This is a genomic window from Amycolatopsis sp. NPDC004378 (assembly GCF_053602455.1).
The window spans coordinates 1-15,320 of sequence record NZ_JBSGDR010000003.1 but is presented as its reverse complement, the minus strand read 5'-3'; the positions used below and the strand labels follow the sequence as shown (position 1 = coordinate 15,320).

The following is a 15,320-nucleotide window of genomic DNA, read 5'->3' as shown; positions in this document are numbered from 1 at the left end:
AGTGGATCGGGGTGCGCATGAGGTTGGTCCGAAGACGGCTGGCCGTCGCCGTCACCGTCGTCCTGCTCGTGCTGACCGGCGGCTGCGGTCCGGGTACGCCCGAGCGCATCACGCTCACCCTCGCGACGTTCGGCGAGTTCGGCTACGACGACCTGATCCCCGGCTACGAGTTCACCCACCCCGGGATCGACATCCGGCAGGTGAAGACCGAGCAGGGCGGCCCCTACCACCAGGACCTGCTGGCCAAGCTGAAGACCGGCCAGGGGCTCGCCGACATCCAGGCCGTCGAGGAGGGCCACCTCGCCGACGTCCTCGCGCAGGCCGGGAAGTTCGCCGACCTGGCCGAGGTCGGCCCACAGGACGTGAAACCCGGCCGGTGGCTGGAATGGAAGTACGAGGCGGGCCGGAGCAAGGACGGCAAGCTCGTCGGCTACGGCACGGACATCGGCCCGCTCGCCATGTGCTACCGCAAGGACCTGCTCGAGGCCGCCGGCCTCCCGACCGACCCCGGCTCGGTCAAGACGATGTTCGCGACCTGGGGCAGCTACTTCGAAGCCGGCGAGAAGTACGTCAAGCGCGCCAAGGGCAAGCCGTGGTTCGACTCCGCGGCGCAGAACTTCAACGCCATGGTGAACCAGCTGCCCGTCGGCTACCTCGACCGGCAGGACCACCCGACGCTCGAGACGAACACCGCGCTGCGGGACGCCTGGAACCAGGTCACCACCGCGGTGCAGCAAGGCCAGTCGGCCGGGCTCACGGCGTTCGCCGACGACGGCAACAACGGCCTGCGCCTCGGGTCTTTCGCGACGAAGGTCTGTCCTTCGTGGATGCTCGGCGTCATCGAGCAGCAGGCCGGGATCGGCAACGCGGGCAAGTGGGCGATCACCGACGCGTTCCCCGACGGCGGCGGCAACTGGGGCGGTTCCTACCTCACGGTGCCGTCGGCGAGCGGGCACCCGAAGGAGGCCGCCGCGCTCGCCGCGTGGCTGACCGCGCCGGAGCAGCAGCTGCACGCGTTCCGGGTGAGCGGGAACTTCCCCAGCCAGGTCGACGCCTTCACCTCGCCCGACCTGCTCAGCGAGATGAACGGCTACTTCGGCGGCGCGCTGAGCGGCCAGGTGTTCGCCGCCCAGGCCCGGAAGGTCGGGAAGCCGCAGTACAAGGGCCCGGGCGACGGCAAGATCCAGGAAGAGGTGATCGCGCCCGCGCTCAAGTCCGTGGAGCGCGGCGCCGACCCGGCGGCGGTGTGGCAGCAGGTGCTGATCGGCGTGCGCCGGATCGTGCCCTGAGTGGTGGCCGGTACGGGACACCTCCGGGCTCCGGGGCGGCATTTCGTCAGGGAAGGACACCCGGTGAACTCCTGTCCGTGGTCTGAACGCAGGACGTCGTGAAACCCGCTCGCGCGCCCCTCCCCCGTGCGGCACCCTGGCCGCGTGACGACTCCCGACCTGAGCCCGCTCGCCGGCCACACCGTCCGCCACCCCGGCCCGGACGACCACCTGCCCGTCCTCGCGGTGCTCGACGCCTGGTGGGGCGGGCTCGGCGGGGAAGAAGGCACCCGCCAGCGGGCCCTGCTCCTCCCGAAGCTGATGTTCCAGCACTTCACCGGCAGCAGCTTCCTGGTCACCGGCGACGACCGGATCGTCGCGTTCCTGATCGGGTTCCTCTCGCCGTCCCGGCCGGCCGAGAGCTACATCCACTTCGTCGGCGTCGACCCCGCCGAGCGCGGCCGGGGCCTGGGCGCCGCGCTGTACGAGCGGTTCTTCGCCTACAGCCGGGCCAACGGCCGCACGAGCGTCCGGGCGATCACCTCGCCGGTCAACAAGGCGTCGCACGCGTTCCACACCCGGATGGGGTTCGTCACCGAGCCGGGGCCGAAGGAGTTCGAAGGACTGCCGGTCCAGCCCGACTACGACGGGCCGGGCCTGGACCGGCTGTCCTTCTCGAAGGATCTCAGCCGCGGGGACCGCTAGCCCGAGACGCTGAACGAGCGCACGCCCAGCCCGGTCTCGCCCTGCCAGGGCTCGAACCCGAACTGGACGCTCGTCAGGTACCAGGCGTCACTGATCTTGCCGCGGTTGACGCCGTCCCGGGTGAAGTCGTTCAGGTTCACGTCGAGACTGTCCGTGCCGGACGTGCGGACGTACGAGATCACGTTCCAGCCGATGTTGCCGAACCAGACGTTCCACGTCGCCCCGGCGAGCTGCGCCGTGCCGATGACGCTGCCGACGGGCTGCGGGGCGCCGCGGTGGTTGCCCCAGATCATCACCTCGGCGCCGGTGTTCTGCCCGGCCGGATTGGGGTTCGGGTCGTACCAGACGTCGTAGGCCGCGTCCCACTGTCCGGCCTGGACGGTGGTGTAGTCCACATGGGACCGCAGCGAGCCCAGCGACCGGACCTGCCGGGGCAGGCCGCTGCCACTGCTGCAGTTGCCGTAGTGGCAGCCGGCGTACACCGACGGATAGCTGCCCGGCGCGCCGTTGGTCGGCCGGTTGTGCGACGCCGTCGTCACGGTGAAGCCGGTGGTGGACACCGAAAGGCACTGGGTCGTGTCGTCGCCCCAGTTGTTGTTCTGGACGATGTACCTGCCGCCCTGGATGCGCAGCGAGCCGTACTTGTCGCACAGCTGCGTGTCCGCGGACGCCGGTGGCGCGATCAGGGCGACGCCGCCGGAGAGCAGCACGGTCAGGGCTCCGAACGACGCCAGTGTGGCCCGTAGCCGGTTCTTCATGGAGGCTCCTTTGCCGAGTCGGGAGGGGTGGAATCCCGGGCCGGACGGCGGCTGCGCGGCACCGCCCGGCCCGGGAGCTTTGCTACTGCACCGGCGGGTAGGCGTTCTGGACCAGCTCTTCGAACTGGGCCTCGAACCACTTGCCGGACAGCGGCGAGTTCGGCAGGGCGCCGGTCAGGTTGCCGCCGTTGGCCTGCTGGCTGCCGTGGAAGGTCGGGTCGCACATCTGGTCGAAGCCCTTGCCCTCGTCGTTCGGGATCTGCGAGCTCGCGCCGTCGGACTCACCCGGCGGCTTGATCCAGACGTAGGCGTCGAAGTGCGCCGCGGGCGACGCCGTCGGCCGCGCGCCCAGCCCGGCGCCGCTCTGGTTGCACCAGTTGCCGCGGTGCAGCCGCCGGTCGATCCGGCCCGAATTGACGTAGGCGTCCACAGTGGACCCCGACGCGCCGCTGGGCCGGGCCGAGCCGCCCCAGCCGTTGCGCGAGGTGTCGATCAGCATGCCGATGCCGCTGGGCAGGCCGGCCGCGACGAACGCGTTGTACATCGCCGTGGCGAACGGCACCTCGGCGAAGTACGGGTTCCACTGGTAGAACGTCGCCGACTTGAGCTGCTGGCCGCCGACGGTGAGGTTCGGGTCGGGCAGGTTCGGCTCGGTCAGCGGCGTGTAGTTCGCCGTGTCGCTGATGAAGCCGTCGATGCTGTTCACCCCGGCCGTGGTGCCCTGCAACACCTGCTTCACGAGGTTGACGAACGGGCCGAAGTTGCTGTCCCAGCCCAGCCACGCCGAGTGCGCGATGTCCAGGTAGTTGTAGACGTTGGAGATCGCGTGCAGCTTGTTCAGCGCGTACTGGATGCCCTGCGTGTACGCCCCGGTGGACTGCGCTTCGGCGCACTTGGCCGTCGCGGTGTTGGTGATCAGGTTGGGCAGCGAGTCGGGCTCGACGACCGCCACGATCCGCAGCGGCGCGTACTTCGAGTCCGAGAGGATCGACGCGATCGGGTCGATGTACTCGCTCTTGTACCGGGCCAGGCCGTCCGAACCGGCCTGCAGCTCGCCGTTGGACGCCAGCGCCGCGCAGTCGCGGTTCGGCAGGTCGTAGACGACGATCTGGATCGTCACCGGCGTCCCGCCGCTCTGCTGGGCCAGCGCCGCGTCGAGGTGCCCGCGCAGGCCGCGGGCGCTCGAGGTGCCCTCGATGGCCGCGATCCGGTCGAGCCACACCGCCGTGGACGTGTTCGCCACCTTGGCCATCTGGCCGCCGAGGGTGCCGCCCTTGGCCGCGGCCGCCGCGCTCACCTCCGCCGACCAGTCCGGGTTCACGTACCCCTTCGCCCCGGAGTACGGGTTGTCCACGTGCGTCCCGGGCGGCGGCGTCGTCGTGGGCGTGGTGGGCGTGGTCGGGGTCGTGGGGGTGGTCGGGGTCGTCGGTGTGGTGGTCGGCCCACCGGTGCCGCCGGTGCAGACGACGCCGTTCAGCGTGAACGACGTCGGGACGGCGTTCGTGCCGGAATAGGAGCCGTTGAAGCCGAAGTTCGCCGTCGCGTTCGAGGCGAGCGTGCCGCCCCACGACGGGTTCTTCGCGCTCACGTGCTTGCCGGACTGGCTGAACGTCGCGCTCCAGCCCTGCTGCACTTGCTGGTTGCCGGCGAAGTCCCACTGGACGTCCCAGCTCGAGACGCTGTCGCCGAGGTTCGTCACCGCGAGGTTCGCGGTGAACCCGGTGTCCCACTGGTTGACGGTGTAGGTCACCTTGCAGCCGGTGGCGGCGGTCGCCGGGCTGCCGCCGGCCACCAAGAGACCCGAGACGACCGCGGCGGCCGTCACCGAGGAAGCCGCGGCGAGCCGCACCTTCCGCTTCGGGGACCAGAATTCACTCCTCATCGAGTGTGCTCCTTCGTGTTGTCGGGTCAGGCGGTGCAGCTGGTGGAGCCGACGGCGAAGCCGCTGGGCCCGCCGGTGGACGGACCGGTGGCCTGGAAGCCGATCGAAGTCGAAGCGCCGCCGGCCAGGTCGGGCGCCCACGACGGCGCCTTGGCGCTCGCCTGCTGCCCGGACTGCGTGACGGTGGCGCCCCACCCGCCGGTGATCTGCGTCCCCGAAGGCTCGGTCCAGCCGAGCGACCAGGCCTTCAGCGGGGTGGAGCCGGTGTTCTTGAGCGTCACGGAGGCGACGAACCCGCCCTGCCACGCGTTGTCGACGTGGTAGGTGACCGCGCAGCTCACCGCGGGCGGCGGCTCGGTCGTCCCGCCGCCACCGCCGGCCGGCGGGATCAGGTACGGCTGCAGGATCGCCTGCTTGGCCTGGTTGACGGTGGTCCAGTCGTCGTTGAGGATGCCGCCGGTGTCGCCGGAGTTGGGGTTCCACGACCAGTAGGTGAAGCTCATCCCGGTCGCGCCGGTGCCGGCGTACTTCAACAGCTCCTGCAGCCAGGTCTTGTCGCGCGGGTCGGCGAGCGTGGTGCCGAACTCGCCGAGCAGCACCGGCGCGATGTTCTGCTTCTGCAGGTAGCCGAAGAAGTGGTCCCACAGCGCCGGCAGGTTCGCCGGGAAGGAGGGGTCGGAGAACCACGGCTGCGCGAACACCGACGTCGCGTACTCGTGGGCCGAGTAGACGAGCTTGTCCGGTTTGGACAGTCGCACGGGGAACGTCTTCGCGCCGGAGAGGTTGCCGCCCCACCAGCCGCACTGCGGGTCGCCGGTGCCGCTGACGCAGTCGACGCCCTCGACGATGACCAGCCAGTCCGGGTTCGCGGCCAGGACGGCGTTCCCGCCGCGCTCGGCCGCCAGGCGCCAGTCGGTCGCGGTGTCCCCGCAGCCCCAGCACGCTCCCCCGCCACCCTGGATCGAGTGCGGCTCGTTGTGCAGGTCGGCCCCGATCACGGTGGTGTTGCCCTTGTAGTGCTGGGCGAGCATCGTCCAGTCCGACAGCCAGCGGCTCTCGGGGTAGGCGCTGGTGTACCAGAGCGCGGACTGCGCGCCGGAGTCCGGCCGGTGCTGGTCGAGGATCACGCGCATGCCCTTGGTCCCGGCGTAGGCGATGATCTTGTCGAGCACCTGGAGGCCGGAAAGCCCCTGCAGGTCCGGGTTCTGGACGGCGTCGATGCTGTTCGGTTTGACGCCCGGGTCGAAGAGCTGGTTGGAGTACGGCAGCCGCAGCGTGTTGTAGCCGAGGCCCGCCATCTGGTCGAGCATGTCCTTGTAGTTGCGGCTCCACAGGCCGTGCGGCGAGTAGTTGCCGGTCTCCGCGCCGAACCAGTTGACGCCGGTCATCCGGACCGGCGCGCCGGTGGCGTCGACGAGCTGGGAGCCGGACGCGTGCCAGAACCCGGTGCCGGTCCCGGTTGCTTGCGGGGCCGCGGTGGCCGGGGACGCCGTGAGAACGGCGCCCCCGACCAGTGCGGCGACCGCCAGTGCGAGCAGTCGCTTCATCGAGAACCTTTCAGCCGAACAGGGCGACGTGGGCGGCGAACGCCGTGGCGATCTCCGACTGGGCCCAGAACCGGTGGTAGGTGAACGTCGGCGCGGCGCCACCGTCCAGGTAGGACTGGACCTTCGGCCACTGCGGGTCGTTCTTGTAGAACGACCGGATCGACAGGAACGTCGAGTTCGAGTTGATCGCGTCGCCGTTCGGCATCGTGCCGGTCCAGCCGGTGGGCACGTAGAGGCCCTGATCGGTGGTGGCGTTGTAGGTGTCGTCGAACCGGTTGTAGTCCGTCCGGGTCTCCGGCACCGCGATGCCCTTGCTGTCGGTGTTGGCCGACAACGCCGTGAGCAGCTGCTCCCCGACCGTCTTGGCCTGGGCGTTGCTCGCCCCCGACGCGTAGTAGAGCAGCGTCTTGGCCAGTGAAGCCGCGACCCCGACGTCCTGGCTGAAGTTCTTCACCGTGACGTGCAGGCCGGCGTTCGAGCCCGGGCTGGTGGCGTTCCAGGTGTCCGGCGCGCCGCTCCAGGTCAGGTCGGACGGGATCTGGAACGAGCCGCCCGAGCCGACCGTGGTGTTCGCGATCGCCCACGGGACCCACTTGTCGAGGATCTTCTTGGCGCGGGCGTCGCCGGTCGCCTGGTAGTACTCGGCGATGCGTTCCATGCCCCAGGTCTGGAAGCCGAACCACTGGTTGCTCGGCGGGTCGTGCCAGACCGGCTGCTGGTCGTAGAACATGCCGTAGAAGGTCGGCGTGCCGGACGGCGGGGTGCCGTACTGGCCTTCCCAGCTGTTCGTCGCGCCGCCGGCGAGGCCGCCTTCGGACGACTGCAGCCACTGCAGGAACTCCATCTGGCGGCCGAGGCTGGTCGCCCAGTCCTGCGCGCCGGTCGCCGAGGTGACCTTCAGGCCCGGGTCCGTCGACAGCGCGTACGCGGCGAGGGGGTTCTGGTAGCCCTGGTGGGCCGCCCCGTCACCGATGCGCCACGCCCACGCGCTGCCCGTGTCGAGCGAGCCGCCCCAGGCGTAGTACCAGGAAATCAGGTAGTGCTCACTGTCCTTTCCGGACCCGGCGGCGCAGCTCGACGCGCCGACGCAGTTGCCGATCTTCTTGAAGTACTTGTCGAACAGGGAGTACCGGAGGTAGTCGCCCATCTTCGACGCCTTCTTGACGACGGCGGCGACGTCGGCGCCCTTGCCCTGCGCCCCGGCCCACTTCTCGGCCTGGAAGGCCACCTGCACGGCGCGGGCGTCCGCGTCGGGCGCGTCGGTGTACTTCCACTGCTTCGCGTACGACGAGTCGCCGGTGAACAGGTCGAGGTAGCCGTTCTTGCCGCCGAACTTCATGGTGTCGCAGCTGGGCTGGGTGACCGTCTCCCAGACCGACTCCTGCGAGCCGCGCTGGAAGGTGTTGATGAACGCGGGCGCGGTGTTCGTGCCGTCCTCGCAGTGGCCGAACTTGTAGATGTTGTCCACGTCGAGCAGCCAGTGCATGCCGTAGACGTCCGCCGAGCCGTAGGCCGCCTTGAGCTCGGCCGCGATCGGGTCGGCCCCGACGGACACGCCGCTCTGCAGCTGCGACGGGTACGACTTCGGGCTCGGGTACTCCGCCGCGTAGGTGGCCGGCTTGCTCGCGTTGTAGCCGCTGTTGGTGGGCTGGTCGGCGGTCGACGGGATCGCGTACGTCTCGATCGACGTCCACGCCTGGTTGAACGGCGTCCAGTCCCCGGTGACCCGGCCGTAGGACGCTTCCAGCCAGAGGTAGTAGCTGAACGCCTCCGACGTCGTCTCGTGGCCGTGGTCCGGCGCCTCGACGATGAGCGTCTCGATCGAGTGGTAGGGCACCAGGATGGACCCGAACTTGCGGAAGTAGCCGTTGTTCGGGTCCTTGATCTTGTTGTACTGGGTCAGGAACGCGAGCTGGTAGTCCGATGTGGACGACGAGATCTCGTTGACCGTCACCGTGGCGGCGGTGTAGCCGCTGCTGCTCGCGGTGAAGGTGGCGCTGCCGAGGTCGCCGCCGTTGTCGGCGCTCTTCACGGTGACGTTCTGCGGCGTGCTCCAGTTCGCCGGGGTGAAGGTGAGGCTCGTCGGGCTCGCGGTCAGGTCGGTGCTGCCCGCCGTCCTCGCCACGCCGACGGTGACCGAACTCGAGGGCGCGCCGGCCAGGCTGACGGCGAACGTCGTCGTCCCGCCCTGCTTGACCTGCGCGGTCGCCGGGGACGCGACGATCGTCGGTCCGGAAAGGACCTTCACGCTGACCGGGCTCGACGTCGTCGAAGCGTTCTTGTTGTCGTACGCCTTGGCCGTGATCGAGTACGTCCCGGCCGGGACGTTGGCCCAGCTGCCCTCGAACGGCGCGGTGGTGTCCGTGGCCAGCAGCGTGTCGCCGGCGTAGAACTCGACCTTGCTCACCGTGCCGTCGGCGTCGGCGGCCGTCGCGGCGAGCGGGATGGTGGCCGGGGCGTAGTAGGTGCCGCTCGACGTCGGTGCGGTCAGGCTGACGGTCGGGGCCTTGTTGGCGCCGGTGCAGGCGGTGCCGTTGACGGAGAAGTCGGTGGGCGGGCGGTTGGCGGCGCCCTTGGAGCCGTTGAAGCCGAAGCTCGTGCTGGCGCCGGTGTCGAGGTGGCCGTTGTAGGACATGTTCGTCGCGGTGACCGCGGCGCCGGACTGGGCGAAGGTGGCGCTCCAGCCCTGCTGGACCTTCTGGCCGTCGAGGAAGGTCCAGCCGACCTTCCAGCTGTCGAACGGCGCGCCGTCGTTGCGCAGCGAGACGTTGGCGGTGAACCCGGTGTCCCAGTCGTTGGTGGTGTAGGTGACGGAGCAGGCGATGTCGGCGCCGAGCGCCGGCGGCGGGGCGACCAGCGCGGCGGCGGCCGCGACCACGGCCGTGCCCAGTGCCAGGGCGCGGCCGCGTAACCAGCGCGTTCGGCGCGCACGGCGCCATCGGGGAGAGGAACGCATGGCTGCGGAACTCCTTTGTCCGTAGGGAGCCAGCGATCTGGGAGCGCTTCCAGGCGCAGACGGTAGCCAGCCGGAAACGTGGCTGTAAAGAATCGAGTCAGAAGGACACCGCGCCCGCGGACGTCGCCCCTACGCTCCCGGCCCCGCCCAGCTCACTGAACGCTCCTGAACGGCCCCCGCCATTCGTCTGCCCACCACCCGAACGGCCCAGCCCCTCGTGCACGCTCCGCACTCCGGAAACGCCGTTTAGCGCCGAAGGCGTGCATTCCGGATCAAGCCCACCCGCACCGCCGATCGTGTCGACCCTTCCCGCACGGAAGTCCGGCGTCCGGCCGACACGGTCAGCTGGAGGCGCGGACCGCCAGGGAGACCGGCAGTATCTGCTGCCGCGGCTTCAGGCTCTGGTCGTCCAGCAGCTGGATGAGGGTTTCGACCATGGCGTGGACCTGCTCGCGGGGGTCCTGGTGGACCGACGTCAGGGGCGGGTCCATCGCCGGGGCGAGGGTGGCGTTGTCGTCGAAGCCGACCACCGCGACGTCGTCCGGGATGCGGCGGCCGGCCGCGCCCAGCACGCGGAACGCGCCCACCGCCATCATGTCGCTCGCGACGAACACCGCGTCCAGGTCGGGACGGCGGTCCAGCAGGGCCGTCATCGCCGAAGCCCCGCCGGACAGCGTGAAGTCGGCCTCTTCGACCAGGTCAGCGGGGTCGAGCCCGGCGTCGAGGAGGGTCTTGCGCCAGCCGGCGAGCCGGTCGATCGGGGCACTCTGGTCCTGCGGCCCGGCGATCGTGGCGATCCGGCGCCGCCCGGACGCGACCAGGTGCTCGACGGCCAGCCGCGCGCCGCCTTCGTTGTCGAAGTCGACGACGTGGACGCCCCGGCGGATGCCGGCCGCCTGGCCGCCGAACACCACGGGGATGCGCAGCAGCCGCAGCGCCTTGGGCAGCGGGTCGGCGCGGTGCGGCGCGAACACCAGCGCGCCGTCGACGTGCCCGCCTTCCAGGAACCGGACGGTCCGGCTCAGGTCCTCGCGGATGTCGCTGAAGATCAGCACCATCTGCCGGCCGACGTCGGCCAGCTCGCGGTAGCCCGCGCGCATGACGGCGGCGCGGTACGGGTCGTCGAGCAGCCGCGACTCGGGTTCCGAGAGCACCACGGCGACCGCGCCGGTCCGGCGGGTGACCAGCGACCGGGCCGCCTGGTTCGGGGAATAGCCCAGGTCACGGGCCGCGGCCAGGACCTTCTCGCGCGCCGTCGCACTGACGTACGCGTCGTCGTTCAACGCGCGTGACGCCGTCGACCGCGACACGCCGGCGAACGCCGCGACGTCCTCCAGCGTCGGCCGTTCTTCATCCCCTGCTCGAGGCCCCACGCCTACCGCCCTCAATCACCACGACCACCCGGACGACCACAGCTTAACCGTCACCCAGGGCGATGTCCGGGAGCGCTCCTCGGAGGAAACACTCCGGTCACGACCTCTTGACACCGGTGAAGGCCCCCAGCAGACTCTGCGACACCTGGGAGCGCTCCCAGTCGGGCTCCCAGCAGTGAGAGCGCTCATTCCCGTCAACAAGGTGGTTGGACACGTGAGAACGATCCGGAACGGCCTGGTCCTCGCACTGGGCATCACGATGACGGCGCTCGGCGCCACAGCCTGCGGCGGAGGCGGTGACGACACCCCGGCCGCGGCGGGCCCGAACGAGCACGTCGACCTGACGCTGTCGACGTTCACCGAGTTCGGCTACGAGGCACTCATCCCGGAGTACGAGCGACTGCACCCGAACATCAAGATCACCCACCGCAAGACCGGTCAGGGCGGCCCCTACCACCAGGACCTCATCACCAAGCTCGCCGCCGGCTCCGGCCTCGCCGACGTCGCCGCGGTCGAGGAGGGCCACCTCTCCGACGTCCTCGACAAGGGCTCGAAGTTCAACGACCTGAGCAAGATCGGCCCCGCCGACGCCTCCCCCGACCGCTGGCTCGGCTGGAAGTACGACGCCGCCAAGACCAAGGACGGCAAGGTCATCGGCTACGGCACGGACATCGGGCCGCTCGCGATGTGCTACCGCAAGGACATGTTCCAGGCCGCGGGCCTGCCGACCGACCCCGAGGCCGTCAAGCCGCTGTTCGCCACCTGGGACAGCTACTTCCAGGCCGGGGCCGACTACTCCGCCAAGACCAAGAAGGCCTGGTTCGACTCGGCCGCGCAGAACTTCAACGCCATGGTCAACCAGCTCCCCCAGGGCTACATCGGCACGGACGACAAGCTCGCCGTCGAGAGCAACCAGGGCATCAAGGACGCCTGGACCAAGGTCACCGACGCCGTCGCCAAGGGCGAGTCGGCCAAGCTGACCGCGTTCAGCAACGAGTGGAACACCGGCTTCAAGCAGGGCGCGTTCGCGACGAAGGTGTGCCCCGCGTGGATGCTCGGCGTGATCAAGGAGCAGGCCGGCCCGGAGAACGCGGGCAAGTGGGCGGTCACCGCGGCCTTCCCGGGCGGCGGCGGCAACTGGGGCGGGTCGTACCTGACCGTGCCGACGCAGTCGAAGCACCCGAAGGAAGCCGCCGAGCTGGCCGCGTGGCTGACCGCGCCGGAGCAGCAGATCAAGGCCTTCCAGGCCAAGGGCACGTTCCCCAGCCAGGTCAAGGCGCTGTCCGACCCCACGCTGCTGAGCCAGACCGACGCCTACTTCGGCGGGGCGAAGGTCGGCGAGCTGTTCGCCGAGCAGGCCAAGAAGGTCCAGAAGCCGCAGTACAAGGGCCCCGGTGACGGCCAGATCCAGGAGAACGCGTCCAGCCCGGCCCTGCAGGCGGTCGAACAGGGCAAGTCGGCGGCGGACGGCTGGCAGCAACTGGTCGACGCGGCGAAGAAGATCACGCGCTGAGCTGATGACGGTCATCGACAAAGTCGCGCCGGAAGGGAGCAAGGCCGGGGAGCGAACGTCTCCCCGGCCCACCTTCCGGCACAAGCTGAGCCGGTGGGACGTCAAGGTATCGCCGTACCTCTACGTCGCGCCGTTCTTCATCGTCTTCGGGATCGTCGGGCTGTTCCCGTTGCTCTACACCGCGTACGTCTCGCTGTTCAAGTGGAAGGCCGGGGACGACGACCCGGACTTCATCGGCCTCGACAACTACAAGGAGCTGTTCGGGGACGGCCAGTTCTGGAACGCGCTGACCAACACGATCAGCATCTTCCTGCTCTCCAGCATCCCGCAGATCATCATCGCGGTGCTGCTTGCGGCCCTGCTCGGGGCCCGGCTGCGCGGCGCGACCGGCTGGCGCGTCGGCATCCTGCTGCCGTACGCGGCGAGCCTCGTCGCGATCGGCATCATCTTCGCGAACCTGTTCGGCCCCAAGTACGGACTCATCAACGGCGTGCTGCAGACCCTCGGGCTCGACCCGGTCGACTGGCAGGCCAGCCGGTTCGGCAGCCACGTCGCGATCGCGATCATGGTGAACTGGCGCTGGACCGGCTACAACGCCCTGATCGTGCTGGCGGCCATGCAGGCCATCCCGAAGGAGCTGCACGAGGCGGCGCTGATCGACGGCGCGGGCACCTGGCGCCGCTTCTTCAACGTCACGCTGCCGCTGCTGAAGCCCACGCTGATCTTCGTCACCATCACCTCGACGATCGGCGGCCTGCAGATCTTCACCGAGCCCAAGCTGTTCGACGCCCTGCCGGGGTCGAACAACGGCGGTTCCAGCAACCAGTTCCAGACCGTGACGCTGTACCTCTACCAGTCGGCGTTCGAGAACTACAACCTCGGCTACGCCTCGGCGATCGCCTGGGTGCTGTTCGTGATCATCGTGCTCATCGCGCTGGTGAACTTCTTCCTCACCGGCCGGCTGGCCCGCACCCCGGCGGTGAAGAAGAAATGACGACCCTCCAGAGTGGCCTGCGCAAGAGAGTCGCCACGCTCGGCAGGCCGCGCAAGGCGACCTACATCGTGCTGGCGATCTTCGTCCTCGGCTCGCTGTTCCCGTTCTACTGGTCGTTCCTGGTGGCCAGCCGCGACAGCGGGATGCTCACCGAGCGCATCCCCCCGTTCCTGCCCGGCGGCAACTTCTTCGCCAACGCCGCGCGGGTGTTCGACACCGTGCCGTTCTGGAAGGCCCTCGCCAACAGCGTCATCGTGTCCGGCACCGTCACGCTGACCACGGTGCTGTTCTCGTCGCTGGCCGGGTTCGCCTTCGCCAAGCTGCGGTTCAAGGGCCGCAACGGGCTGTTCGTGTTCATCGTGGTGACCCTCGCGGTCCCCACGCAGCTGGGCATCATCCCGCTGTTCATCGCCATGTCGAAGCTCGGCTGGGCGGGCGGCCTGCAGTCGGTGATCGTGCCGAACCTGGTCACCGCGTTCGGCGTCTTCTGGATGCGCCAGTACACAGTGGACGCCCTGCCGTACGAGCTGATCGAGGCCGCGCGCGTCGACGGCTGCAGCATGATCCGGATCTTCTGGAACGTCTGCCTGCCCGCCGTGCGCCCGGCCGCGGCGATCCTCGCGATGTTCACGTTCATGATGTCCTGGAACGACTTCCTGTGGCCGCTGGTGGTCCTGGACGCGGGCAACCCGACCGTCCAGGTCGCGCTGGAGAAGCTCCAGAGCGGCTACTACGTCGACTATTCGCTGGTGCTGGCCGGCACGACCCTGGCCACCATCCCCATCCTCATCGTCTTCGTCCTCCTCGGCCGCCAGATCGTGGCCGGGATCATGCAAGGTGCCGTGAAAGGGTGAACATGTCCGTACATCCCGACAGCGTTCGGGCGGAGACAGCCTGCGAGTTCCCGCCCGGATTCGTCTGGGGCGCCGCCACCGCGGCGTTCCAGGTGGAAGGGGCCACCACGGCCGACGGTCGCACCGACTCGGTCTGGGACGTCTTCGCACGCCGTCCGGGTGCGGTCGTGGGCGGCGACACCGGCGACCCGGCGGCCGACCACTACCGCCGGTACGCCGAGGACGTCGCCCTGATGCGCAGCCTCGGCCTCGGCGCCTACCGGTTCTCCCTGGCCTGGCCGCGCGTCCGGCCGGACGGCGGCGCGCCGAACGCCGCCGGGCTCGCGTTCTACGACCGGCTGGTCGACTCGCTGCTCGAAGCCGGGATCCAGCCGTGGGCGACGCTCTACCACTGGGACCTGCCGCAGGTGCTGGAGGACCAGGGCGGGTGGACTTCGCGCGAGACGGCCTACCGGTTCGCCGAGTACACCGAGACGGTGCTGGCGCGCCTCGGCGACCGCGTCGCCAGCTGGTCGACGCTCAACGAGCCGTGGTGCGCGGCGATGCTCGGCTACGCGGGCGGCATCCACGCGCCCGGCCGCACCGACCACCCGGCCGCCGTCGCCGCCACGCACCACCTGCTGCTCGGGCACGGGCTGGCGATGGACATCATCCGGCGGCACGCGCCGGGCGTCCCGGCGGGCATCACGCTGAACCTGTACCCGGTCGCCCCGCACGACCCGGCGAACGTCGCCGACGTCGCGGCGGCCCGGCGCATCGACGGCCTGCAGAACCGGCTGTTCCTCGACCCGGTGCTGCGCGGCGGCTACCCGGACGACCTGGTCGCCGACCTCGCGCCGTTCGGCCTCGGCGACGTCGTCCGCGAGGAGGACGCGGCGATCATCGCGGCGCACGTCGACTGGCTGGGGGTGAACTACTACCGCGACTACCGCGTCGCGGGCCGGCCGGTGCCGGGCAGCGAGCCGGCCGGCCCGGAGTGGGTCGGCGCGGGCGACGTCCACTTCGTCCCGGACCCGGCGGCGCCGCGGACCGACTCCGGCTGGGAGGTCCAGCCGGCCGGGCTCACGGAGTCGCTGCTGCAGGTCCACCGCGGGTACCGGCAGGTGCCGCTGTACATCACCGAGAACGGCGCGGCGTACCCGGACGTGGTGGGCGAAGACGGCGATATCGTCGACACCGACCGGGTGGCGTTCCTCGACTCCCACCTGCGGGCGGCGCACGACGCGCTCGCGGCCGGGGTCGACCTGCGCGGGTACTTCTACTGGTCCCTGCTGGACAACTTCGAGTGGGCCGAGGGGTACGCGAAGCGGTTCGGCCTGGTCCACGTCGACTACGCGACGCAACGCCGGACGCCGAAGCGCAGCGCCCACTGGTACTCCCGGGTGATCGGGCAGAACGGCCTCGGCTGAGCAGGCCCGGTCGTGGGTGTTGAGGGCGGTGGGCCTGCACCGCGCAGAACTTGAACTCGGG

General features: G+C 70.0%; 11 protein-coding genes. 6 read left to right on the top strand and 5 right to left on the bottom strand.

All coding sequences use genetic code 11. The features are described from left to right. Positions 1-17 precede the first annotated feature (17 nt). Both ACWEN0_RS11680 and ACWEN0_RS11675 read left to right on the top strand, forming a co-directional pair. Positions 18-1,289, top strand: a complete 1,272-nt coding sequence (locus tag ACWEN0_RS11680) for an ABC transporter substrate-binding protein (RefSeq protein WP_451972061.1) — start codon at positions 18-20, stop codon at positions 1,287-1,289. Between the two features lie 144 nt (positions 1,290-1,433). Then, the gene (locus tag ACWEN0_RS11675; protein ID WP_451972059.1) at positions 1,434-1,973 is read left to right on the top strand and encodes an N-acetyltransferase family protein; all 540 of its coding nucleotides are present in this window, start codon (positions 1,434-1,436) and stop codon (positions 1,971-1,973) included. Here the strand turns inward: ACWEN0_RS11675 and ACWEN0_RS11670 are convergent. The 5 genes from ACWEN0_RS11670 to ACWEN0_RS11650 all read right to left on the bottom strand — a co-directional run bounded on the left by ACWEN0_RS11670 (position 1,970) and on the right by ACWEN0_RS11650 (position 10,453). Beyond that, positions 1,970-2,731, bottom strand: coding sequence for a GH12 family glycosyl hydrolase domain-containing protein (locus ACWEN0_RS11670; RefSeq protein WP_451972057.1), 762 nt, complete (start codon positions 2,729-2,731; stop codon positions 1,970-1,972). The genes ACWEN0_RS11675 and ACWEN0_RS11670 overlap by 4 nt on opposite strands. A gap of 82 nt (positions 2,732-2,813) precedes the next feature. Continuing rightward, the gene (locus ACWEN0_RS11665) at positions 2,814-4,613 is read right to left on the bottom strand and encodes a glycoside hydrolase family 6 protein (RefSeq protein ID WP_451972055.1); all 1,800 of its coding nucleotides are present in this window, start codon (positions 4,611-4,613) and stop codon (positions 2,814-2,816) included. A gap of 26 nt (positions 4,614-4,639) precedes the next feature. Continuing rightward, on the bottom strand, positions 4,640-6,160 hold the full coding sequence (locus tag ACWEN0_RS11660) for a cellulase family glycosylhydrolase (RefSeq protein ID WP_451972053.1): 1,521 nt from the start codon (positions 6,158-6,160) through the stop codon (positions 4,640-4,642). A gap of 10 nt (positions 6,161-6,170) precedes the next feature. After that, positions 6,171-9,116 carry a glycoside hydrolase family 48 protein gene (locus ACWEN0_RS11655; RefSeq protein WP_451972051.1) on the bottom strand — a complete coding sequence of 982 codons (2,946 nt, stop codon included), beginning with the start codon at positions 9,114-9,116 and terminating at the stop codon, positions 6,171-6,173. Positions 9,117-9,457: 341 nt separating this feature from the next. After that, positions 9,458-10,453, bottom strand: a complete 996-nt coding sequence (locus ACWEN0_RS11650; protein ID WP_451973286.1) for a LacI family DNA-binding transcriptional regulator — start codon at positions 10,451-10,453, stop codon at positions 9,458-9,460. 250 nt (positions 10,454-10,703) lie between these two features. Between ACWEN0_RS11650 and ACWEN0_RS11645 the strand changes: the two genes are divergently transcribed. The 4 genes from ACWEN0_RS11645 to ACWEN0_RS11630 are packed head-to-tail and all read left to right on the top strand — an operon-like array spanning position 10,704 to position 15,259. Further along, positions 10,704-12,002 (top strand): ABC transporter substrate-binding protein, encoded by a 1,299-nt coding sequence (locus ACWEN0_RS11645; protein WP_451972049.1) that lies wholly within the window; start codon positions 10,704-10,706, stop codon positions 12,000-12,002. A gap of 4 nt (positions 12,003-12,006) precedes the next feature. Continuing rightward, a complete protein-coding gene (locus tag ACWEN0_RS11640; RefSeq protein WP_451972047.1) occupies positions 12,007-12,996 on the top strand; it encodes a carbohydrate ABC transporter permease in 990 nt (329 codons plus the stop codon). Beyond that, complete coding sequence (locus ACWEN0_RS11635) at positions 12,993-13,850, top strand: carbohydrate ABC transporter permease (RefSeq protein WP_451972044.1); 858 nt, start codon at positions 12,993-12,995, stop codon at positions 13,848-13,850. The genes ACWEN0_RS11640 and ACWEN0_RS11635 overlap by 4 nt, the downstream gene beginning before the upstream one ends. Continuing rightward, complete coding sequence (locus ACWEN0_RS11630; protein ID WP_451972041.1) at positions 13,847-15,259, top strand: GH1 family beta-glucosidase; 1,413 nt, start codon at positions 13,847-13,849, stop codon at positions 15,257-15,259. The genes ACWEN0_RS11635 and ACWEN0_RS11630 overlap by 4 nt, the downstream gene beginning before the upstream one ends. Positions 15,260-15,320 lie beyond the last annotated feature (61 nt).

Excerpts from the sequence above, each read along its gene's own strand:
- ACWEN0_RS11680 (WP_451972061.1), top strand. The coding sequence starts at position 18 with ATGAGGTTGGTCCGAAGACGGCTGGCCGTCGCCGTCACCGTCGTCCTG.
- ACWEN0_RS11670 (WP_451972057.1), bottom strand. The coding sequence starts at position 2,731 with ATGAAGAACCGGCTACGGGCCACACTGGCGTCGTTCGGAGCCCTGACC.
- ACWEN0_RS11665 (WP_451972055.1), bottom strand. The coding sequence starts at position 4,613 with ATGAGGAGTGAATTCTGGTCCCCGAAGCGGAAGGTGCGGCTCGCCGCG.
- ACWEN0_RS11660 (WP_451972053.1), bottom strand. The coding sequence starts at position 6,160 with ATGAAGCGACTGCTCGCACTGGCGGTCGCCGCACTGGTCGGGGGCGCC.
- ACWEN0_RS11655 (WP_451972051.1), bottom strand. The coding sequence starts at position 9,116 with ATGCGTTCCTCTCCCCGATGGCGCCGTGCGCGCCGAACGCGCTGGTTA.
- ACWEN0_RS11640 (WP_451972047.1), top strand. The coding sequence starts at position 12,007 with ATGACGGTCATCGACAAAGTCGCGCCGGAAGGGAGCAAGGCCGGGGAG.
- ACWEN0_RS11635 (WP_451972044.1), top strand. The coding sequence starts at position 12,993 with ATGACGACCCTCCAGAGTGGCCTGCGCAAGAGAGTCGCCACGCTCGGC.